This is a genomic window from Mesorhizobium sp. M7A.F.Ce.TU.012.03.2.1 (genome assembly GCF_004006095.1).
Lineage (GTDB): Bacteria > Pseudomonadota > Alphaproteobacteria > Rhizobiales > Rhizobiaceae > Mesorhizobium.
Genome location: NZ_CP034779.1, coordinates 4638163 through 4659248, shown reverse-complemented (window position 1 = coordinate 4659248; position 21086 = coordinate 4638163). Strand labels below are relative to the sequence as shown.

Here is a 21086-nt window from a genome sequence, read left to right as displayed (position 1 = left end):
CCAAAAACCGCACCAGGGAGTTCGAACAAACGATCGAGCCGCCCCACTACAAGGTGAGCTGGTACGGCAGTTCACCTTGTAGCGGATGTGAACGACGACCATGCAGCGGGCCATCCTGGCAGCGCCGCCCCTATCAAGGCTAAGCGGTGACCCCACCGCGACCTGACCTTGTGCCGTCCATCCAAGGAAATTGAGCAAGCGGTTCCTGCAGGATCTTGACGGATCTTGCGAAGCCGGCGACGGCATCGCGCGCCACCGTCAGCGGAACCTGGCCGTCGTGAGCACGCTGGCAGGCTCGAAAGGCCGTTTCGAAAATCGGACCCCGCCGTTCCCTTGGCCACTCGTCAAAGAAGTCGAACGCGTCGTCGAGGCAGCCTATTTCTTGAATGAACCCACCATTCTTGACCAGGACCGGTTGGTCGAACGTCCTGTCACTCATGTAATCCTCCATTCGGCACGGTGGGTTGTTGCTGGTTCGGGAAATCATGCGATTGCATGCTCCGGCTCGGCCAACATGCCGCCACCTCCACGCCCGGGCGGCACCGTTGCAAAGGCCGGGATTGGCGGCGGATCATCGTCGTCATCTCGCCAGGGGTGCCGCATCCAACCGAGACGGCTCTTCCTGCGGCGCCGGTCGAAAGACAGGCTGACGCTTGCCGACACCTTTGAAACACGCGTTTCCCGCCCGGATTCGTCCAGGAGGTGGAGCGCGCGAAGTATGTCGCTGACTTCCACGATGGCGCCGTTGTCCAATTGCCGCAACGCGGGATTGTCAGGAACCGCATGAATGTCGGAAGCCCAGAAAGCGAGCAAAGCCCGCTTTGCACCGATCGTCATCGTCTCCTCGTTCAGAACATCATCCGGCGTCCGCAACCCAGCGGGTTCCGCGGCAGAATTTTTCGGTTCGGGTTGGTGAAAACTGTAGGTTTCGGTTCTCATCTCCATTCTCCGCGATCTGTGCCTCCCGGCCGAACCGGGAGGCGGACCGTAGATCTAGGTTCCAGGGAATCAGGCGACCTCGCGTTGGGGCTCCGCATCCGAATCGATCGCCTGCGTCCTGTCGGGTCGCTTGAGCGAAACCGCTTTGGCTTCGGACCCTATCTCAATGCGCCGAGGCTTGAGTTCCTCGGGCACTTCGCGGATCAGGTCCACCGACAGCAAGCCATTCTCGAGGTTGGCCGCCTTGACCTTTACGTGGTCGGCAAGCTTGAACACCTGCTTGAAGTTGCCCGTCGCCAAGCCGCGATGAAGGACCTCCCGATTTTCCTGGTCGGGTTTCCTTTGGCCGATGACAGACAATTCGGGGCCGTTCTGCATGAGTTCCACCTCATCGAGAGCGAAGCCGGCGATAGCCATCGTAATGCGATAGTCGTGCTCGCCAATCTTCTCGATATTGTAGGGAGGCCAGTCAGAGCGCACGCTTTTTTCGAGCATATCGAAGAGACGGTCGAAGCCGACCGTTGTGCGGTAAAGAGGGGTATAATCAAAGCTTCTCATAGCCATATCCTCCGTGAAGCAACATGGGTTACGAGGCTGTCGCAGCGCCGCTGCGACGCCAGTATGTCGAGCCGAAGCCTCGACGGAAAACGATCTGGTAATCGTGGTTTTTTCCGTCAAGAGGGGCGTAAAAAATTTTCTGGCCGGCAGGCAGGTGCCCAAGGCGCTGCCTTGCGTGCTGCTGGCCGCTGCGCGATGTTGACGCCAGGGGTGGAGCGAATCATGCGAAAGATTTTGATGTCCGGACTACTGCTCGCGGTGGCCTTTTCCGCGAACCCGGCCCACGCGCTGGACAGCAGCGGCACGCCTGTGGTCGTGACCCCTCTTGCGTCGCGCACGACGACCGCGTCCGGCCAACCGATCACGTTGCCGCAGAAGAACGTGCAGGTGCTGGTCTCGACCTACGACATCGCGTCGGGCGCGACCTTGCCGGTCCACAGGCACCCCTTCCCGCGCTATGCGTATGTCCAAGCCGGCACGCTGAAGGTCACCAATGTCGAGACCGGCATCAGCAACACCTACAAGGCTGGCGATTTCATCATCGAAATGATCGGCCAGTGGCATCAGGCCACCAATATCGGGGATGTCGAGGTGAAGCTTCTGGTGATCGATCAGGTCGAGCAAGGCGCCAAGAATACGGAATTGCGCCAATAGCCGCCAAGTCTGTGGGCGAAGGCGGAAGGCTGTTCCCGCTTTCGCTGCGACCGGCCCGGTGCTAGGGCTGGCGAAAATCATGGACTGGATCTGCCCTTGACCAAAGCTCTCCGCCTGCCGCTGATCGAAATCTGTGTCGAAGGCATTGACGGCCTTCTCGCGGCGCAAGCCGCCGGCGCCGACCGGATCGAACTATGCGCCAGCCTCATCGAAGGCGGTATCACGCCGAGCCTCGGCACGGTCCGCGCCGCCCTCGAGCAGGCAAGTGTGCCGTTTCACGTCATGGTGCGGCCGCGCGGCGGCGATTTTCTCTACAGTGAGACCGAATACGCCTCGATGCTGGCCGATGTCTCGGCATTGCGCGAACTCGGCGTGCCCGGCGTGGTGTTTGGCTGCCTGAACGCCGATGGCACCATGGACGAGGCGCGCATGAGCGAACTGACGCAGGCGGCCGGCCCCTTGAACGTCACCTGTCATCGCGCCTTCGACATGACGCGCGACCCGGCCGAGGCGCTCGAATCGCTGATCCGCAGCAAGGTCGGCCGCGTGCTGACCAGCGGCCAGCGTGACACTGCTATCGAAGGCTTGCCGCTGTTGGCGGATCTGGTGCGGCAGGCCGGCGAGCGCATCGTCATCCTCGGCTGCGGCGGACTGGATTTGCACAACATTGCCGAAGTGCGCAGCAAAACCGGCCTGTCCGAAATGCATTTTGCCGCCCTCAAGGATGTGCCGAGTGCCATGGACTACCGCAATCCCCATGTCGGCATGGGTGGTTCCGATCTCGATCGCGAATACCGCAACACGCTCACCGACACACCGCTGGTGGCGGCAACGATCGCGGCAGCCAAGGCATGACCTCGACCCCTGCCCCGATAGCCCGTGTATCGGCCGCAGACGAAGCGGCGATCCTGGCGCTCAACAACGAGCATGCCGCAGAACTGTCGTGGCTGGAGGCTGAGCGGCTGTCCTTCCTGCTTGGCGAAGCGTTTTACACCAGGCGCATCGGCGATCTCGAAGCCTTCATCATGACCTTCGACCAGGACGCCCGCTACGACAGCCCGAATTTCCTCTGGTTTCGCGAACGCTACGAGCGCTTCGTCTATGTCGACCGCGTTGTCGTGGCGGCGCACGCGCGCGGCCGCGGCCATGCCCGCCGGCTCTATCAGGATCTGTTCGGCCATGTTGAGCGCGCCGGCTACAATCTGGTCACCTGCGAAGTCAACACCGACCCGCCGAACCCTGCCTCGGATGCCTTTCACGCCGCCCTTGGCTTCACTGAGGCCGGCGACGCAGTGATCCATGGCGGTAAGAAAGCAGTGCGCTATTACGTCAGATCGCTGCAGGCATAGAGAGGGCGGGCGCGCCGCAAGACGGCCTGAACGCCCTGTTGCTCACCAGTTGCGGTTGAGCCATTCGCGCGCCGGGCGCTCGATGAGGTAGTAGCTGCAGGCCGCACAAGCGAAGACTGCGGCCAGCATCGGCATCGGCATGACGCCTTGCTCATAGACGAATTTGTAGAACGGCTGCTGCCACAGATAGAGCGAGTACGACCACAGACCCAGCGTCGCCATCGGCCAGGAGGACAGCAATCCGGAAATATACCGTGGGCTGAAATCGAGTGCGTTGACGGCCAGAGCCAGCAGCGGCACCGCGAAGAGATAGTGGATCGGCGTCGGCACCTGATCCAGGAACAGGACAACGGCACAGAACGTCGCCACCAGGGCCACATGCTTGCCTCTCAAAAACGCCGGCAGCATGCCGTCGGCCTTCAGCAGGCAGATCGAAGCCGACAGCAGGATCGACGCGATGTGCACGTCGGTGCGCCAATAGGTGGTTTCGTAGTCCATCCCGAAGACCCAGTACGAAACCGCGCCATTGGCCATGGCCAGCAAGGCCAGCGCCAGGAGCAGCACGACCACGCGAGAGCGACTTGAGACGATGACGCTGATCAGCGCCAGGATGATGTAGGCGTGCTCCTCGATGCAGAGCGACCAGATATGGTCGAGCGCCCCTGCCCGCGTCACGAGAATGCCGGCATAGTTGTAGGTGAATGTCAGCGCCGTCAGCGCCGCCTTCCATTTGAAGGCGATGAATGTGCCGGACAGCGCAATCATCGCGACGACTACGAAGACCAAAAGAGCCGGATAGATGCGGGAGAAGCGGCGTTTGAAGAATTTTTTCAGCGGGTAGCGTTCGATGAACAGGATCTCGCCCATCAGCCGGCCGCTGAGCACGAAGAAGAATTCGACGCCCAGCACACCCAGATTGATTCCCGGAACCGGAAAGAAATGGCCGATCAGCACCAGTGCGATCGAAAGCCCGCGCCAGCCGTCGAGATAGGCCAGTCTTGTTCTGGTTGATCTGTCGGCGGCGGATCGGGACGGAACGACATGCGTCGCGGAAATGTCGGTCATGCCGATCCTCTCGCAAATAGGCATGCGAAAGGGCACGATATTTCGAACCCGGCTCGCATTCCCGCCCAAAACCATATTGCAGTGCAATATGGATTTGTGCAAGTGCGAGATTGCCGCCGGTGCAGTTCCAGGTGAAGTCTCGGCGAGACAAAATTGCTCAGGCAAACGATTGGTGCGGGGGCGATTCCATCAAAGTTTGGACAACTACAGGTCGCCACAAACGGAAAAGGGGCGCATGACCCCTTCTCCCTGTCCGCAACTGATCGTATCAGGCGTTGGCGGCAGCCACCGCGCGCTTGGCCATCACCGCGATCAGATTGGCGCGATAATCGGCCGAGGCATGAATGTCGGTCATCAAATTCTTCGCCGGCACTTTCACCCCTTCCAATGCCGAGGACGCGAAGTTCCCGGCTAATGCTGCCTCAATCTCCTTCGAGCGGAAGACGCCGTCATCGCCGGCACCGGTGACTGCGACGCTGACGCCATCCTTGCCCTTGGCCACGAACACGCCGACGATGGCGTAGCGCGATGCCGGATTGCGGAATTTTTCATAGGCCGCCTTGCCCGGCGCGGTGAAGGTGACGGCGGTGACGATCTCGCCATCCTTCAACGAGGTCTCGAACAGGCCCTTGAAGAACTTGTCGGCAGCGATCTCGCGCTTGTTGGTGACGATGGTCGCGCCCAGCGCCAGCAGCGCCGCCGGATAATCGGCCGCCGGATCGTTGTTGGCGATCGAGCCGCCGATCGTTCCCTTGTGGCGCACCGCCGGATCACCGATCAGCGATGCCAGATGGGAAAGCGCCGGACAGACCTTCTTCAGCTTCTCGTCATTGGCAACAGCATTATGCGTGGTGGCAGCGCCGATGGTGACGGTCTTGCCCGACACCGTGACGCCCTGCAGCTCCGTGATCCGCGACAGGTCGACAAGGTCGGACGGCGCGGCAAGCCGCGTCTTCATCGCCGGGATCAGCGTCATACCGCCCGAAAGCAGCTTGGCGTCGCCGGTCTTGATCAGCTTGGCGGCATCGGCGACCGAGGCGGCGCGATGATAGTTGACTGCGTACATTTGTCTTTCTCCCCTGGGTGAAAGAGCGAGCAGGAAGTAGCGAACATTCTCTTCCCTATTCGCTACCCCTATTCGCCATTCGCGTTCAATGTTTCGTCGCGCGGATCGCGGCCCACACGGTGGACGGCGAAGCCGGCATGGCAAGATCGTTGCTGCCGATGGCGTCGGTGATAGCGTTGATCACCGCCGGCGGCGAGCCGATCGCGCCGGCCTCGCCGCAACCCTTGATCCCCAACGGATTGCCCGGGCAAGGCGTGTTCGAGGTCGAGACCTTGAACGACGGCAGATCGTCGGCGCGCGGCATGGTGTAGTCCATGTAGCTCGCGGTCAGCAATTGTCCGCTGTTGTCGTAATGGGCGCCTTCGAGCAGTGCCTGGCCAATGCCTTGCGCCAGCCCGCCATGCACCTGGCCCTCGACGATCATCGGATTGATGATGTTGCCGAAATCGTCGGCGGCGACGAACTGGACGATCTCGGTCACGCCGGTTTCCGGGTCGACCTCGACCTCGCAGATATAGCAGCCCGCCGGGAAGGTGAAATTCGACGGATCGTAGAACGCCGTCTCCTTCAGCCCGGGCTCCATGCCATCAGGCAGGTTGTGGGCAGTGTAGGCGGCCAGCGCCATCTGGAACCACGGCACGTTCTTGTCGGTGCCGGCCACCTTCAGCGCGCCGTTCTCGATGATGATGTCGCCTTCGTCGGCCTCAAGCAGGTGCGCCGCGATCTTCTTGGCCTTGGCCTCGACCTTGTCGAGCGCCTTAACGATGGCTGACATGCCGACCGCACCCGAACGCGAGCCATAGGTGCCCATGCCCATCTGCACCTTGTCGGTATCGCCATGGACGATCGAGACCGAATCGAGCGGCACGCCGAAGCGCTCATTGACCAGTTGCGCGAAGGTCGTCTCATGGCCCTGGCCGTGGCTGTGGGAGCCGGTCAGCACCTCGATCGTGCCGACCGCGTTGACGCGCACTTCCGCCGATTCCCAAAGGCCGACACCGGCGCCGAGCGAGCCGACAGCCGCAGACGGCGCGATGCCGCAGGCCTCGATGTAGCAGCTCATGCCGATGCCGCGCAGCAACCCCTTGTTGGCGGCGGCGGCCTTGCGCTTGGCGAAGCCGGCATAGTCCGACGCCTGCATTGCCGCATCGAGCGAAGCGGCATAGTCGCCGGCGTCATAGCACATGATGACCGGCGTCTGATGCGGAAACGCTGTGACGAAGTTCTTGCGCCGCAGCTCGGCCGGCGAAACGCCGAACTGGCGGGCCGCCGTCTCCATCATGCGCTCCATGACGAAGGTCGCTTCCGGCCGCCCTGCCCCGCGATAGGCATCGACGGGCGCGGTGTTGGTGTAGATCGCCTTCACATTGGCGTGGATGGCCGGGATGTTGTACTGGCCCGACAGCAGCGTCGCATAGAGATAGGTCGGCGTCGCCGATGAGAACAGCGACATATAGGCGCCGAGATTGGCCTGGGTTTCCACCTTCAGGCCGAGGATCCTGTGGTCCTTGTCGAAGGCCATTTCAGCATGGGTGTGATGGTCGCGGCCATGCGCGTCGGTCAGAAAACTCTCGGTCCGGTCGGCCACCCATTTGACCGGCACGCCGGTCTTCTTCGACGCCCACAGGCAGACGATCTCTTCGGGATAGATGTAGATCTTCGAGCCGAAGCCGCCGCCGACATCGGGCGCGATCACGCGCAGCTTGTTTTCCGGCGCGACATTGTAGAAGGCGCTCATCACCAGCCGTGCCACATGCGGGTTCTGCGAGGTCGTCCAGCAAGTATAGTGATCCTCGGCCTTGTCGTAATGGCCAAGTGCGGCGCGCGGCTCCATGGCGTTGGGCACCAGCCGGTTGTTGATGATGTCCATCTTGACGACATGGGCCGCCTTCCCGAAGGCTGCCGCGGTGTCGTTGGCATTGCCGATGTCCCAGTCGAAGATCAGATTGTTGTCCGCCTCGGGGTGGATCTGCGGCGCACCCTTGTCCATCGCCTTGGAGGCGTCGACGACGGCCTTCAGCTCCTTGTAGGTGATCTCGACCGCCTCGGCGGCATCACGCGCCTGCCCCTTGGTCTCGGCGACGACGATGACGACGGCGTCGCCGACATAACGGACCCGGTCGAAGGCGAGTGGCGACCACGCTCCCATCTTCATCGGCGAGCCGTCCTTGGAGTGGATCATCCAACCGCAGATGAGATTGCCGATGCCGTCGGCCTTGAGTTCCTTGCCGGTCAGCACGCCGATGACGCCGGGCATGCCTTGGGCCTTCTTCACATCGATCTTCTTGATCTGCGCATGCGCGTGCGGACTGCGCACAAAGGCGGCGTGCTTCATGCCGGGAACCACCATGTCGTCGACATAGCGGCCGGCGCCCGTGATGAACCGTTTGTCTTCCTTGCGCGCGACCCGAGCGCCTACACCTTCAATGCCCATCAGAAATTCCTCCGGAATTTATGGGAGTAGGGCAGTAGGGAGTAAGGGAGTAGGGAAAAGGGCCTCGTTGCGTTGGCCTTTTTGCCCTACTCCCCTACTGCCCTACTCCCTTATTCCCTTGCCTAAGCAGCTTGTTTCGCCTTACCCTTCGACCCCTTCATCGTCATCGATGCGGCGAGGATCGCCTTGACGATGTTGTGGTAGCCGGTGCAGCGGCAGATGTTGCCGTCGAGCTCGGCACGCACCGTCGCCTCGTCGAGCCCTTCGGGGTGGCGGCTGATCATGTCGGTCGCCGTCATGATCATGCCCGGCGTGCAGAAGCCGCATTGCAGCCCGTGATGTTCCTTGAAGGCAGCCTGCACCGGATGCAGGTCGGCGCCATTGGCCAGGCCCTCGATCGTCAACACGGTGGAGCCGGAGGCCTGCACCGCGAGCATCGTACAGGATTTGACCGCCTTGCCATCGACGTGGACGACGCAGGCACCGCATTGCGAAGTGTCGCAACCGACATGCGTGCCGGTAAGGCCGAGATTTTCCCGCAGGAAGTGAACCAGAAGTGTTCGGTCCTCGGCAGCACCGCTGACCCGCTTTCCGTTCACCATCAACGAAACGTCCGACATGGTCCCTCCCTGGGTATCAACCTTGGTATCCACGCTGCCGACGCGGTATTCGCGCTTCGGTGGTGCATTATTCGTACACCGCACATCGGACAAAAAACAGCACGTCGCAAACGCGGAACATTGTACTTTCGATCATGGCCGCGCCCAAACATGCGGTGCCGGTGGCCCCATTGCCAAACCGCCGATTGAAGGCAACAATGTCGGTCGACGCCCGCGCGCCAGAAGCATTTAAAAACAGCCGCGCACAAAAAAGCGTCGGAGGAAATGCGGAGAACATCGCTGGCCAATTCACAGACGCGCTATGCATGCGGCTTGTCGGCGCTCACTACGGACGAGCCCGACATGGAGGCGTTCGCCAAGGCGATCGCACTGGAAGCAGCCGCCATCGACGCAGGCTTTGCCCTGCTGTTCTTTTCCCAGAGCCTGGTCGAAGCCAGCGCCCTTTCCCAGGCGCTCATGACCCACGCACCGGCGCTCCACCACGCCGGCTGTTCGACTGCCGGCGAGATCACGCCGCAAGGTCTCGAGGATGGCCATGTGCTGGCCATGCTGCTTCCGTCCACCGCGTTCACCGCCGTCAGCGTGATGGTCGAAAATCTGTCCTCGTCGGGTATGGACAGGATCACCGGCGAGGTGGAGACCCTGCGGCGATCGCTGCGCGCGCGCCTTGGTTGCGATCGGACCAAAGGCACTTTCGCGCTCTGCTTCATCGACGGGCTCTCTTATGCCGAAGAAGCGGTGAGTTCAGCCATCCACTGGGGCCTCGACGACATTCCGCTGCTTGGCGGCTCCGCCGGCGACGATCTGAAATTCGAGACGACGCGCCTGATCTCGAACGGCAAGGTCACCTCCGACAGCGCCATCATCGTGCTGATATCGACCGAAATTCCCTTCCATGTCTTCAAGACCGACAATTTCGTTCCCACCGATGAAAAACTGGTGGTGACGGCTTCCGATCCCGATCATCGCATCGTGCGCGAGTTCAATGCCACCAATGCGGCGCAGGAATATTCCGCGTCCGTCGGCATCGTCGCGCAGATGCTGACGCCACTGAGCTTCGCCTCGCATCCCGTGGTGGTGAAAGTGGGCGGCCAATATTATTGCCGGTCGATCCAGAAGATGCATGCCGACGGCTCGCTGTCGTTCTTCTGCGCCATAGACGATGGCGTCGTGCTGTCGATCGCTCAACCCAAGGACATGGTCGAATCGACGCGCGCCGCCCTGCGCGATGTCGAGGAGAGGCTTGGCGGTATCGACATGATCCTCGGCTTCGACTGCGTGCTGCGCCGGCTGGACGCGCGCAATCGGCAGGTGTTTCGCGAGATCTCGGAACTCTACCGGGTCAACAATGTCATCGGCTTCGGCACCTATGGCGAACAGTACCGGTCGATGCATCTGAATCAGACTTTTACCGGCATCGCCTTCGGCGAGCGCCAGGCGGCGGAATAGGACGGCGCAACAAGATGCCGCTGAGGGACATAAACGATCTTGAAAAGCTGAAGAAGATCAACGCGGCACTGGTCAGCCGCGTCGAGCGCTCGATGGACCAGCAAGGCAACGCCTTTTCGCTGTTTCAGACCGCGATCTCGCTGGAAAACCGGGTGCGCACCCGCACCGAGGAACTGCACTCGACCTTGCGGCGGCTGGAGCAGTCGAACATCGACCTCAGCGCCGCCAAGGAAAACGCCGAATTGGCGAACCTGTCGAAAACCCGTTTCCTCGCCGCTGCCAGCCACGACGTGCTGCAGCCGCTGAACGCGGCCCATCTCTCGGTTTCGGCGCTCGCCGAAGTTCAGACCAGTGACGAGGGCAAGAAACTGGTGCGGCAGGTCGAGCGCTCGCTGGAGACGATGGAGGACCTGCTGCGAACCCTGCTCGACATATCAAAGCTCGATGCCGGCGTGGTGCAGCCCGACATGAGCGATGTCAGCTTGGAGGCGCTGTTCTCGTCGCTCCGCTCGGATTTCCTGCCGGTGGCGGAGATGAAAGGCCTGTCGCTGAAATTCCGGCCGGTCCATGCGGTGGTCCGCTCCGACCGCACGCTGCTGCGCCGCATCCTGCAGAACATTCTTTCCAACGCGCTGGGCTATACACGCTCGGGCGGCGTGCTTGTCGGCACCAGGCATCGCGGCGACACCATCCGCATCGACGTCGCCGATACTGGCTGCGGCATTCCCGACGACCAGCGCGAGGCGGTGTTCGAGGAGTTCCACCGCGGCACCTCGCCGGCCAATGCCGAACTGGACGGTGGCGGTCTCGGGCTCGGGCTTGCCATCGTGCGCCGCATGGCCAGCGCGCTCGGCCATCCCGTGACATTCTCGTCGAAGGTCGAACGCGGCACGATCTTCCACATCGATGTTCCCGTCGGCATCGGTGCGCCAACCGATGCCATCGCCAGGGTTGCCGACATGGAACGGCCGCGCGGCTATGGCCTGTTCGGCACCAAGGTGCTGCTGGTCGAGAACGATATCGAAGTGCTGCAGGCCATGACCTTCCTGCTCGAACGCTGGCAATGCCTGGTGCGGGCCGCGACCTCGACCGACGATGCGCTCGACATGCTTGGCGACACCGACTGGGTGCCCGACATCGTCATTGCCGACCAGCATCTCGACGGCGGCGATCTCGGCACCACGACCATCGCCGAAGTCCGCGACTATCTCGGCCGCGCCGTGCCGGCGCTGATCGTCACCGCCGACAGTTCGGAAGCAGTCGCCAAAGCCGCCCGCTCCGGCGGCATCGAACTGATGCGCAAGCCGCTGAAACCGGCGCAGCTAAGGGCCCTGCTGGCGCATTTGCTGGCTTAGCTTCATACCCTCCCATTGATGGGAGGGTTAAGTTCAAAACCCCGCCTGATCCCTGAAAAGCTCCGCATTGTCCAGCTTCGACACCTCGATCACCGCCTGCGTGCGGCTGTAGACATTGAGCTTGCGCAATATCTCCGAGACATGCGCCTTCACGGTCGTCTCGCCCACCTGCAACTCGTAGGCGATCTGCTTGTTGAGCAGGCCTTGGCGCAACATCTGCAGCACGCGCAGTTGCTGGGGCGTCAGCGTCGACAGGCGCTGCACCATGTCGGCGCGGTCGACGCTTTCGGCGTCCGGCGTGCGGCCTTCATAGGTTTCCGGGACATAGATCGCGCCTTCCATCACCGAGCGTATGGCGGCGGCGAGGTCGCTCTTGCGTGCCGATTTGGGGATGAAGCCGGCAGCGCCGTAGGACAGCGCCTCGGAAATGATCTTCGGCTCCTCATAGCCTGAGACGATGACCACGGGCAGGCGCGGATAGCGGGTCCGGAGTTGCAGCAGCCCGTCAAAACCATGCACGTCGGGCATCGAAAGGTCGAGAAGCGCGAGGTCGAACGGCTTGGCATCGGCCAGAAGATCGAGCGCTTCAGTGATCGAGCGTGCCTCCACCGTGTCGACTTCCGGATAGGCCATCTGCACGGCGCTGTGCAGCGCCTCGCGAAACAGCGGATGGTCGTCGATGATCAGGAACCGGGCGCGATCGTGGGTTGCGGTCATGGGGTTCATTTCAGTTCGTGAGCGATTAGAATAACCTCTCCACCATGGCCAGATTATTGCCAAATAGTATATCGCCATCTCCCGCGGAAAGTGCCGCCGGCACTTTCTCGACCAAATCGCCTTGTCCAGCCCCCCAAATCGGTCGAATGTTCCGGCAACCAAGCAGAGACCCTTGATGACAGAATTCGTCCTTCCCCTGCCCGCAACCGCATCGGTGGCCGTTGCCGGCTCGTCCGATCGTTTCGCGGTGCGCCGTATCTACTGCGTCGGCCGCAACTACGCGGCGCATGCCCGAGAATTCGGCAATGACGAGCGTGATCCGCCCTTCTTCTTCACCAAGCCGGCCGATGCGGTGGTCGATTCCGGCACCGCTATCCCCTATCCGCCGCTGACGGCCAATCTGCACCACGAGATCGAACTGGTGGCCGCGATCGGCAAAGCCGGCTTCCGCATTCCCCGCGACAAGGCACTGGACCATGTCTGGGGCTATGGTGTCGGCATCGACCTCACCCGCCGCGACCTGCAGGACGAGGCCAAGAAGGCCGCCCGGCCCTGGGACTGGTCGAAGGCCTTCGACCGCTCCGCCCCTTGCGGCCCGCTGGTGCAAGCGCAGGAATCCGGCCACCCGCAGAAGGGCCGCATCTGGCTCGCCGTCAACGGCAAGATCAGGCAGGATGCCGACCTCGCCGAACTGATCTGGCCGATATCGGATATCGTGTCGATCTGCAGCGAGGCGATGGAACTCGAGCCCGGCGACCTGATCTTCACCGGTACGCCGGCAGGCGTCGGCGCGGTTGGCCCCGGCGACACGATGACCGGCGGCGTCGACGGCATCGGGACCATCGAAGTGACCATCGGCCAGCCGAAGTGAGGCCATGAGCGAACTCGTCCTGCACAATTACTATCGCTCCTCCACCTCCTATCGGGTGCGGATCGCGCTGGAGATGAAGGGGCTGAGCTACGACTACGTCCCGCATCATTTGCGCCATGGCGAGCATCTGGAACCAGCCTATCTCGCGGTCAATCCGCAAGGGCTGGTGCCGGCGCTGATCCTCGGCGACGGCACGCTGCTGACGCAATCGCTGGCGATCATCGAATTCCTCGACGAGACCAGCCCGGAACCACCGCTGCTGCCGAAGGACCCGGCCGGCCGGGCCCGCGTGAGAATGCTGGCGCAGATGATCGCCTGCGACATTCACCCGGTGAACAATCTGCGTGTGCTGACCTCGCTGCGCACCCTGTTCGGCGCCGGCGACGAGGACATCACCAATTGGTTCCGTCACTGGGTGAACGAGGGCTTTCAGCCGCTTGAACAGATCCTGGCTTCCTCGCCCGAAACGGGTGCATTCTGCCATGGCGACGCGCCGGGCCTGGCCGACATCTGCCTCGCCGCGCAGATTGCCAGCAACGCCCGGTTCGGCGTCGATCTGACGCCCTACCCGACGATCGCGCGCATCAACGCCGCCTGCCTAGCGCTGCCAGCCTTCCAGAAAGCCGCGCCCCAGAACCAGCTCGATGCCGAGTAGAGAAGCCACCGACCCGGATGAAGCCAAGGCGCTGGCCGATATCGAAGCGTATGGCTGCCACATCTTGCATGTGCTGGAGGAAGGCGACGATCCGCCTTTCACCTATTCGGTTGGGATAGAGCACAACTTCAAGGCGCCGGAACTCATCGTCATCGGCCTGAAGCCGGAAATCTCCCAGTTCATCATCAACGAGTATTGCAGCCGCGTCCGCTCCGGCGAGGTTTTCCAACCAGGGCAGCGATCGTCCGGTTTTATCGAAGGTTTCGACTGTCAATTCGGCGCCGTTCATATCGACCACTACCGCGAGCATTTCGGCTGGGACCTCTGGTTCTACGACGGCCTGGATTTCCGTGTTCTCCAGCTGATCTATCCCACTGTGGACGGCATCTGGCCGTGGCAGGCCGAGGCGAGCGACTGGTTCCGAGGCTGGCAGCCGCTTCTCGACACCGCGCCGTCGCCATAGGCCTATCTGCCGACGCGCAGCGTCAGCGCCCAGAACAGCAACGCCAACAGGCCGATGCCGGCCCCAAGCACACAGACGCCGCTCCAGCCCATTGCACCATAAGCCATGGTCGAGGCGATCGAGCCCAGGGCGCTGCCGACCGAGTAGAAGATCATGTAGCCGCCAACCAGGCGGCTGCGCGCATCCGGGCGGCGGGCGAAGATCAAGCTCTGGTTGGTGACGTGGACGGCCTGGATCGCCAGATCCAGCATGACTATGCCGGCGACGAGCAGCCACAGAGACATGCCCATGAAGGCGATCGGCAGCCAGGCCGCCATCATCAGCAGCAGGCCGAGTCCGGTGACCAACTGGCCGCGGCCGCGATCGACGAGGCCACCGGTCCAGCGCGCACCGAGCGCGCCGGCGACGCCCGCAAGACCGAAAAGCCCAATCTCGGTATGCGAAAGTGAAAATGGCGCAGCACTCAACGGCAGCACCAGCGGCGCCCACAGCACGTTGAAGCTGGCGAAGATCAGCATGGCCAACACCGCCCGCACGCGCAGCAGCGGCTCCTGTACGAACAGCAGCAGTACCGAAGCGAGCAGGCGCGGATAGGATGTGCGTGGCCGCTCCGCCTCATGGCGCGGCAGGATGAGGTAGAGAACCATCGCCATGACGAGCGTCAACATGGCCGAGACAAGATAAACCCAGCGCCAGCCGGCGAAATCGGCGACGACCCCTGAAGCGAAGCGGGCAAGCAGGATGCCCAGGATGACACCGCTGGTGACGGTGCCGACCGCCCGCCCCCGCTGCGACGCTACGGCGAGGTCGGCAGCGAAGGCGACCAGCACCTGCACCACCACCGCAAGCAGCCCGACCACTGCCAGGCTCGCCAGCAGCATCGCCGCATTGGGCGCGACCCCGACCGCCACCAGCGCCACGGCAGACAGAATCGCCTGCCCGGCAATCAGCTTGCGGCGATCGAACAGGTCGCCCAGCGGCACGATGAAGAACAGGCCGAGCCCATAGCCGATCTGCGTTACCGTCACCACGATGCCAACCGAGGCCGGCGCGATAGCAAAATCATGCGCCATGGCGTCGAGCAGCGGATGGGCGAAATAGACATTGGCAACGCTCAGGCCGCAGGCGATGGCGAAGATCAGCGCGGTCAATCGTGACAATCCCGCAGGCGGCGGCGCCACCCGAGGCGGCCCATCGGATTGCTCGAGGCTTGTTGCGCCGCTGTTCGCCACCTGCATGTTCATGTCTGCTCTCTCCACAGAAGGTTTCAACTTGAAACCTCTTGCTGGATAGGCAGAACAGTTTTATGTTGCAACCGAAAATCGAATGCTGGACCAACGACTGCCATGGTGAAACGAACGAGCCACCACGAAGCGGATTGCCTCATAGCGCGACCACTGGACGCGATTGGCGACTGGTGGTCGCTGCTCATCGTGCGTGACGCATTCGACGGCTTGCGGCGCTTCGGCGAATTCCAGAAGAGCCTCGGCGTCGCCAAGAACATCCTGTCGTCGCGGCTGCGCAATCTCGTCGCGCATGGCATCCTCGAAACGGTCCCGGCACCCGACGGCAGCGCGCACCATGAATATGTGCTGACGCAAAAGGGACGCGGCCTGTTCTATGTCCTGGTTGCCCTGCGGCAATGGGGCGAGACCTACTTCGCCGGACCGGGCGAACCCTATACCTTCATGGTCGACAATCTCACCGGCAGGCCGATCAGGCGCCTGGAAGTTCATGCCGAGGACGGGCGGCAACTTGCCCCCGGCGAAACCCGGCTTGCCGACTTTCGCAACCGCGAAACCGGTTAAGAGCTGCTGCCTGCCGACAGGCCTGGCGGAATCGATTTCTGCTCGACCAGACAGGGAATCGGCTATCGTTTCCTGCAGCACAGAGGGTGGAGTGACCAATGAAAGCCGTCGTCTTCGAGAAATTCGGCGAAGCGCCGACGATCCAGACCGTTCCCGATCCGAAGCCGGCCGCCGATGGCGTCGTCATCAAGGTCGAGGCGACCGGCCTGTGCCGCAGCGACTGGCATGGCTGGATGGGTCATGACGACGGCATCACGCTGCCGCATGTGCCGGGCCACGAACTGGCCGGTATCGTCGTCGCCGCCGGCAAGCAGGTCACCCGCTGGAAGGCCGGCGAGCGCGTCACCGTGCCGTTCGCCGTCGGCTGCGGCCGCTGCTTCGAGTGCAATTCGGGCAATCACCAGGTCTGCGAACACCAGACCCAGCCCGGCTTCACCGGCTGGGGCTCGTTTGCCGAATATGTCGCCATCGAACACGCCGACACCAATCTCGTGCGCTTGCCCGACGAGATGGAATTCGCCACCGCCGCCAGCCTCGGCTGCCGCTTCGTCACCTCGTTTCGAGCCATCGTCGACCAGGGCCGGGTTAAGCCGGGCGAATGGGTCGCGGTGCATGGCTGCGGCGGCGTCGGCCTGTCGGCGATCATGATCGCCAGTTCCATGGGCGCCAATGTCATCGCCATCGATCTCACCGACGAGAAACTGGATTTCGCCAAAAAGATCGGCGCCGTCGCCACCATCAACGCGTCAAAGACGCCGAATGTGGTCAAGGCGGTCAAGCAGATCACCAATTGCGGCGCACATATGTCGATGGACGCGCTCGGCCACCCCACCACCTCGTTCAATTCGATATCCAATCTGCGCCGGCGCGGCCGCCATGTGCAGGTCGGCCTGATGCTGGGCGAGCATGCCCGGCCGCAGGTGCCGATGGACAAGGTGATCGCCTTCGAACTCGAAATCCTCGGCAGCCACGGCATGCAGGCCTATCGCTACCAGGCGATGATGGACATGATCCGCAACGGCAAGCTGAAGCCCGAACTGCTGGTCGGCAAGAGAATCAGTCTCGACGAGGCGCCCGCGGCCCTGATGGCGATGGGCGGCTTCGAGGGCATTGGTATTGGGGTGGTGACGAAGTTCTAAAGCGCGTCGCGTTTGAACGGATCCAGGCGACGCGCTTTAGGTCCTTGTTTTTATGCATGTCGTTCTCCCAAAACCGGGGCCACTTTTGGGCGACATGCATTGGGCGAGGACGGCACCGTCGTCAGGCGATCGCGCGTCGTGGCAATTCCTGCCTCGCGAATCGCTTGGCGCCTACGACGCAAAGCACGACGCCAAGCGTGACGACCACCATCAGCGGGCTGACCTGCTCGTGCAGCAGCGTCGCAGCCAGTGCCAGTCCGAAAAATGGCTGCAGCAGCTGTAACTGCCCGACTGCGGCGATGCCGCCTTGCGCCAGCCCGCGATACCAGAACACGAAGCCGATCAGCATGCTGAACAGCGAGACATAGGCAAGCCCTATCCACGCACTGACGCCGACGCCGTCGAACGACGGCGGCATGGTCATCAGCGTCAGCACCAGCATGATCGGCAGCGACAGCACCAGCGCCCAGCAGATCACCTGCCAGCCGCCGAGCTTGCGTGACAGCGCGGCACCCTCGGCATAGCCCAGGCCGCAGGCGATGATGGCAGCCAGCATCAGACCATCGCCGACCGGCGAGGCCGTCACGCCCTGCGTCAGGGCAAAACCCGCGACCAGCGCGCTGCCGATGCATGAAAACAGCCAGAACGCCGGGCGCGGACGGTCGCCGCCGCGCAGCACGCCGAAGATCGCGGTCGCCAACGGCAGCAGGCCGACGAAGATGATGGAATGGGCCGTGGTGACGTGCTTGAGCGCCAACGCGGTCAGCAGGGGAAAGCCGACAACCACGCCAAGCGCGACGATCACCAGCGACAGCAGATCGCCGCGCTCCGGGCGTTTCTGCCGGAACAGAAGCAGCAGCGCCAGGCCAAGCAGGCCGGCAATCGCCGCCCGGGCCGAGGTCAGGAATGTCGGATCGAAATCCCTGACCGCCACGCGCGTTGCCGGCAGCGAGCCGCTGAAGATCAACACGCCGATGAATCCATTCATCCAGCCGCTCGCGGTCTTGTCCATCGTATGCTCCGTTTGTCGGCTCCGTATCGCGCGGAGCCGGTGGTATCGCCAGAGACAATGCGGTACAATTATGCAAAACTGTCATGGTCAGCAGAGCAGTACGGATGGACAAACAGACAACAGGAAGCGAGAGCAGCGGAACGCTGGTCGAAGGTGTCATGGCGACGATCCGCCAGCGGATCGCGGCGCGCAGCCTGACGCCGGGAGCGCAATTGCCGTCGATCCGCGCCTTTGCCAAATCCATGCGAGTGTCCAAATCCACCGTGGTAGAAGCCTATGAGCGGCTCGCCGCCGAAGGCGCGATCCGCTCGCGGCCGGGCTCCGGATTCTATGCCGCCGGATCGCTGGCGCCGCTGTCGCTGGCCGAAATCGGTCCCCGCCTCGACCGCGCGGTCGATCCACTCTGGATCTCACGCCAGTCGCTGGAAGCCGGCGACGAGATGCTGAAGCCCGGCTGCGGCTGGCTGCCCGCTTCATGGATGCCCCAGGGAGGTCTGCGCCGGGCACTGCGCACGGTAGCGCGTGCGGACGATGTCGCACTGGCCGATTACGGCACGCCGCTCGGCCTGCCACCGCTACGGCAATTGCTGGCGCGGCGTATGGCCGGGCACGGCATCGAGGCCTCTCCCGAGCAGATCATGCTGACAGAATCAGGCACGCAGGCCATCGACCTGTTGTGCCGGTTCCTGATCGAGCCCGGCGACACCGTGCTGGTCGACGACCCCTGCTACTTCAACTTCCATGCTTTGTTGCGCGCCCACCGGGCCAAGGTCGTCAGCGTTCCCTACACGCCGTCGGGGCCGGACATCGATCTGTTCGCGCAGGCGCTGGCCGAGCATCGGCCGCGCCTCTACATCACCAATTCCGCCATCCACAACCCGACCGGCGCGGTGCTGTCGCCAGTCACCGCGCATCGGCTGCTCAAGCTCGCCGACCAATCGGATCTGACCATCGTCGAAGACGACATCTTCGCCGATTTCGAACATGCGCCCGCCCCCAGGCTGGCGGCGTTCGATGGTCTCAACCGCGTTGTCCACATCGGCAGCTTCTCCAAGACGCTGTCCGCGTCGGTTCGCTGCGGCTTCATCGCAGCGCCCCGCGACTGGATCGAGCCCCTGGCCGACCTGAAGATCGCCACCACCTTTGGCGGCGGCCGGCTTGCGGCCGAACTGGTGCTGACCCTGCTGAAGGACGGCAGCTACCGCAAGCACATGGATTTGCTGCGCGCACGGCTTGCGCGCGCCATGGGCGAGACCAGCGTTCGTCTGAAGGCGATCGGCATCTCACCCTGGATCGACCAGCCGGCCGGCCTGTTCCTGTGGTGCAGTCTGCCGGATGGCGTCGATGCGGCCGAAGTCGCCCGCCGCGCGCTGGCCGACAACATCGTGCTGGCACCGGGCAACGCATTCAGCCTGTCCGGGATGGCTGGCCGCTTCCTGCGCTTCAACGCTGCCCAATGCGCGGACGAGCGGATTTTCAGGGTGATCGAGGCTGCGATGACGCGACCAAGCTGATCCTGTTGCCTGGACAACCTCCGGCTGCTAAGGGACGGATCTGCGCGTCGAGAGAATATCCGCGCGATCCGGGATAGCGACTATGGGAACCAGCAAGTCAGCAGACAAGTAGGCCGCAATAGCACTTCGTTGTTGCGGCGGCCCGTCATTTCCCATCTTCAGTGAGAACGGCAGATCGCCGCCAAATGTAGCCATTTGAGCGGATGTTCAATCATGCCTTGTCCTAAAAACCCGACATGGACTTCCCTGCCAGCAGCCATGGTGCTGATGGCGCCCTTCGACATCCTGGCCTCGCTGGCCATGGACATCTACCTCCCGATTGTCCCGGCGATGCCGGAGATCCTCAAGACATCGCCCGATGTCATCCAGCTGACACTGAGCCTCTACATGATCTGCCTTGGGCTCGGCCAAATCGTCTTCGGCCCAATTTCCGACAGGATCGGCAGGCGTCCGGTGCTGATCGGCGGCGCGCTTTTGTTTGCAGGCGCTTCCGTCCTGCTCGCCTGCACCTCGCTGGCCATGGGTTCGTCGCCTTGCGGGTCGTGCAGGCCATCGGGGCATCCGCCGTTCTCGTTGCGACATTTGCAACGGTTCGCGACGTCTATGCGCAGAGGCCTGAAAGTGCCGTCATCTACGGCCTGTTCAGTTCGATGCTGGCCTTCGTGCCGGCGTTGGGGCCGATTGCCGGTGCATTGATCGCCGAAAATCTTGGCTGGCGCGCGATCTTCCTGACGCTCGGCGGTCTGGGAATAGCCGCCACCCTTAACGCATGGCCGAGATGGCATGAAACACGGCCCACCAATGGCAACGACAGGCGAATGGCGTTTCGTCCCATTCTCTCCAGCTTCGCCTTCTGGGCGTACACGCTCGGCTTCAGTGCCGTCATGGGCGCCTTCTTCGTGTTCTTTTCGACGGCGCCGCGGGTGCTCATGGACCGCGCCGGCTTTTCACAGCTCGGTTTCAGCCTGGCCTTCGCCACCGCGGCGCTGGTGATGATCGTGACCACCCGCTTCGCCAAAAAGTTCATTGCACGTCGGGGCATTGCGGGCAGTGCTATCAGAGGCATGGCGATGTTGCTGCTCGGCGCGGCTCTGCTGGCGGCCGGGCAGCTGTTCGCGGCGCCGTCCTTCGCGACATTCGTCTTACCGATGTGGGTCGTTGCCGCGGGTATCGTCTTCACTGTCTCAGTCACCGCGAACGGTGCACTCGAGGCGTTCGGCGATGTCGCGGGAACCGCCGTCGCGCTCTACTTCTGCATCCAGAGCCTTGTCGTCGGCATCCTCGGCACGCTGTTCGTCATCCTGCTTGATGGAGACACGGCGTGGCCGCTGGTGGGCTACTGTTCGGTCATGGCGACGCTCACACTAGGCGCACTGAGGCATTTGCAGAAACGCCAAACCGAATAGACGGGACAGATG

21 protein-coding genes and 1 pseudogene are annotated in these 21086 nt (G+C 62.8%); 12 read left to right on the top strand and 10 right to left on the bottom strand.

Annotated features, from left to right (window positions below; all coding sequences use genetic code 11):
• Positions 1 to 139 precede the first annotated feature (139 nt).
• The 3 genes from EJ079_RS22865 to EJ079_RS22855 form a co-directional block, all read right to left on the bottom strand.
• Complete coding sequence (locus EJ079_RS22865) at positions 140 to 439, bottom strand: DUF982 domain-containing protein (protein ID WP_127397526.1); 300 nt, start codon at positions 437 to 439, stop codon at positions 140 to 142.
• A gap of 44 nt (positions 440 to 483) precedes the next feature.
• Positions 484 to 939, bottom strand: coding sequence for a hypothetical protein (locus EJ079_RS22860; RefSeq protein ID WP_127810253.1), 456 nt, complete (start codon positions 937 to 939; stop codon positions 484 to 486).
• A gap of 69 nt (positions 940 to 1008) precedes the next feature.
• The gene (locus tag EJ079_RS22855; protein WP_127397528.1) at positions 1009 to 1497 is read right to left on the bottom strand and encodes an Hsp20 family protein; all 489 of its coding nucleotides are present in this window, start codon (positions 1495 to 1497) and stop codon (positions 1009 to 1011) included.
• Between the two features lie 222 nt (positions 1498 to 1719).
• Here EJ079_RS22855 and EJ079_RS22850 point away from each other — a divergent pair, with 222 nt between their 5' ends.
• The 3 genes from EJ079_RS22850 to EJ079_RS22840 all read left to right on the top strand — a co-directional run bounded on the left by EJ079_RS22850 (position 1720) and on the right by EJ079_RS22840 (position 3500).
• Positions 1720 to 2151 carry a cupin domain-containing protein gene (locus tag EJ079_RS22850; RefSeq protein ID WP_127322303.1) on the top strand — a complete coding sequence of 144 codons (432 nt, stop codon included), beginning with the start codon at positions 1720 to 1722 and terminating at the stop codon, positions 2149 to 2151.
• Positions 2152 to 2247: 96 nt separating this feature from the next.
• Positions 2248 to 3006 carry a copper homeostasis protein CutC gene (locus EJ079_RS22845; protein WP_245481722.1) on the top strand — a complete coding sequence of 253 codons (759 nt, stop codon included), beginning with the start codon at positions 2248 to 2250 and terminating at the stop codon, positions 3004 to 3006.
• Positions 3003 to 3500 carry a GNAT family N-acetyltransferase gene (locus EJ079_RS22840; protein WP_127810251.1) on the top strand — a complete coding sequence of 166 codons (498 nt, stop codon included), beginning with the start codon at positions 3003 to 3005 and terminating at the stop codon, positions 3498 to 3500. Before EJ079_RS22845 ends, EJ079_RS22840 begins: the two co-directional genes overlap by 4 nt.
• A 42-nt stretch (positions 3501 to 3542) precedes the next feature.
• Here EJ079_RS22840 and EJ079_RS22835 read toward each other — a convergent pair whose 3' ends face one another.
• From EJ079_RS22835 to EJ079_RS22820, 4 genes are all read right to left on the bottom strand, one after another.
• The gene (locus EJ079_RS22835; protein WP_127268337.1) at positions 3543 to 4565 is read right to left on the bottom strand and encodes an acyltransferase; all 1023 of its coding nucleotides are present in this window, start codon (positions 4563 to 4565) and stop codon (positions 3543 to 3545) included.
• A gap of 268 nt (positions 4566 to 4833) precedes the next feature.
• Complete coding sequence (locus EJ079_RS22830) at positions 4834 to 5631, bottom strand: xanthine dehydrogenase family protein subunit M (RefSeq protein WP_127810250.1); 798 nt, start codon at positions 5629 to 5631, stop codon at positions 4834 to 4836.
• 85 nt (positions 5632 to 5716) lie between these two features.
• Positions 5717 to 8065 (bottom strand): xanthine dehydrogenase family protein molybdopterin-binding subunit, encoded by a 2349-nt coding sequence (locus EJ079_RS22825; protein ID WP_127810249.1) that lies wholly within the window; start codon positions 8063 to 8065, stop codon positions 5717 to 5719.
• Positions 8066 to 8187: 122 nt separating this feature from the next.
• A complete protein-coding gene (locus EJ079_RS22820) occupies positions 8188 to 8685 on the bottom strand; it encodes a (2Fe-2S)-binding protein (protein ID WP_127291588.1) in 498 nt (165 codons plus the stop codon).
• Positions 8686 to 8949: 264 nt separating this feature from the next.
• On the opposite strand from EJ079_RS22820, the gene EJ079_RS22815 reads away from it, so the two are divergent.
• Complete coding sequence (locus EJ079_RS22815; protein WP_127329575.1) at positions 8950 to 10134, top strand: FIST signal transduction protein; 1185 nt, start codon at positions 8950 to 8952, stop codon at positions 10132 to 10134.
• A gap of 14 nt (positions 10135 to 10148) precedes the next feature.
• Positions 10149 to 11489, top strand: a complete 1341-nt coding sequence (locus EJ079_RS22810; protein ID WP_127396088.1) for a hybrid sensor histidine kinase/response regulator — start codon at positions 10149 to 10151, stop codon at positions 11487 to 11489.
• 33 nt (positions 11490 to 11522) lie between these two features.
• Here the strand turns inward: EJ079_RS22810 and EJ079_RS22805 are convergent, their stop codons facing one another.
• Positions 11523 to 12206, bottom strand: a complete 684-nt coding sequence (locus EJ079_RS22805; protein ID WP_027039066.1) for a response regulator transcription factor — start codon at positions 12204 to 12206, stop codon at positions 11523 to 11525.
• Between the two features lie 175 nt (positions 12207 to 12381).
• Between EJ079_RS22805 and EJ079_RS22800 the strand changes: the two genes are divergently transcribed.
• From EJ079_RS22800 to EJ079_RS22790, 3 genes are read left to right on the top strand one after another with little or no spacing between them, the layout of a single operon-like run.
• Entirely contained in the window at positions 12382 to 13077 is a 696-nt protein-coding gene (locus EJ079_RS22800; protein WP_127810248.1) for a fumarylacetoacetate hydrolase family protein, read from the top strand.
• Between the two features lie 4 nt (positions 13078 to 13081).
• Positions 13082 to 13732 (top strand): maleylacetoacetate isomerase, encoded by a 651-nt coding sequence (maiA, locus tag EJ079_RS22795; protein ID WP_127810247.1) that lies wholly within the window; start codon positions 13082 to 13084, stop codon positions 13730 to 13732.
• Positions 13722 to 14195, top strand: a complete 474-nt coding sequence (locus EJ079_RS22790; protein ID WP_127810246.1) for a DUF4262 domain-containing protein — start codon at positions 13722 to 13724, stop codon at positions 14193 to 14195. The genes maiA and EJ079_RS22790 overlap by 11 nt, the downstream gene beginning before the upstream one ends.
• A gap of 2 nt (positions 14196 to 14197) precedes the next feature.
• Here the strand turns inward: EJ079_RS22790 and EJ079_RS22785 are convergent, their stop codons facing one another.
• Positions 14198 to 15439, bottom strand: a complete 1242-nt coding sequence (locus EJ079_RS22785; RefSeq protein ID WP_127810245.1) for an MFS transporter — start codon at positions 15437 to 15439, stop codon at positions 14198 to 14200.
• A 102-nt stretch (positions 15440 to 15541) separates the two neighbouring features.
• Here EJ079_RS22785 and EJ079_RS22780 point away from each other — a divergent pair, with 102 nt between their 5' ends.
• On the top strand, positions 15542 to 16003 hold the full coding sequence (locus EJ079_RS22780) for a helix-turn-helix domain-containing protein (protein WP_127810244.1): 462 nt from the start codon (positions 15542 to 15544) through the stop codon (positions 16001 to 16003).
• A 98-nt stretch (positions 16004 to 16101) separates the two neighbouring features.
• Positions 16102 to 17142 carry a zinc-dependent alcohol dehydrogenase family protein gene (locus tag EJ079_RS22775; RefSeq protein ID WP_127810243.1) on the top strand — a complete coding sequence of 347 codons (1041 nt, stop codon included), beginning with the start codon at positions 16102 to 16104 and terminating at the stop codon, positions 17140 to 17142.
• A gap of 121 nt (positions 17143 to 17263) precedes the next feature.
• Here the strand turns inward: EJ079_RS22775 and EJ079_RS22765 are convergent, their stop codons facing one another.
• On the bottom strand, positions 17264 to 18154 hold the full coding sequence (locus EJ079_RS22765; protein WP_127810242.1) for a DMT family transporter: 891 nt from the start codon (positions 18152 to 18154) through the stop codon (positions 17264 to 17266).
• A 104-nt stretch (positions 18155 to 18258) separates the two neighbouring features.
• Between EJ079_RS22765 and EJ079_RS22760 the strand changes: the two genes are divergently transcribed.
• Both EJ079_RS22760 and cml read left to right on the top strand, forming a co-directional pair.
• Positions 18259 to 19668, top strand: coding sequence for a PLP-dependent aminotransferase family protein (locus tag EJ079_RS22760; protein ID WP_127810241.1), 1410 nt, complete (start codon positions 18259 to 18261; stop codon positions 19666 to 19668).
• A gap of 213 nt (positions 19669 to 19881) precedes the next feature.
• Positions 19882 to 21074: pseudogene (gene cml / locus EJ079_RS22755) on the top strand (CmlA/FloR family chloramphenicol efflux MFS transporter).
• The last annotated feature ends 12 nt before the right edge of the window (positions 21075 to 21086 follow it).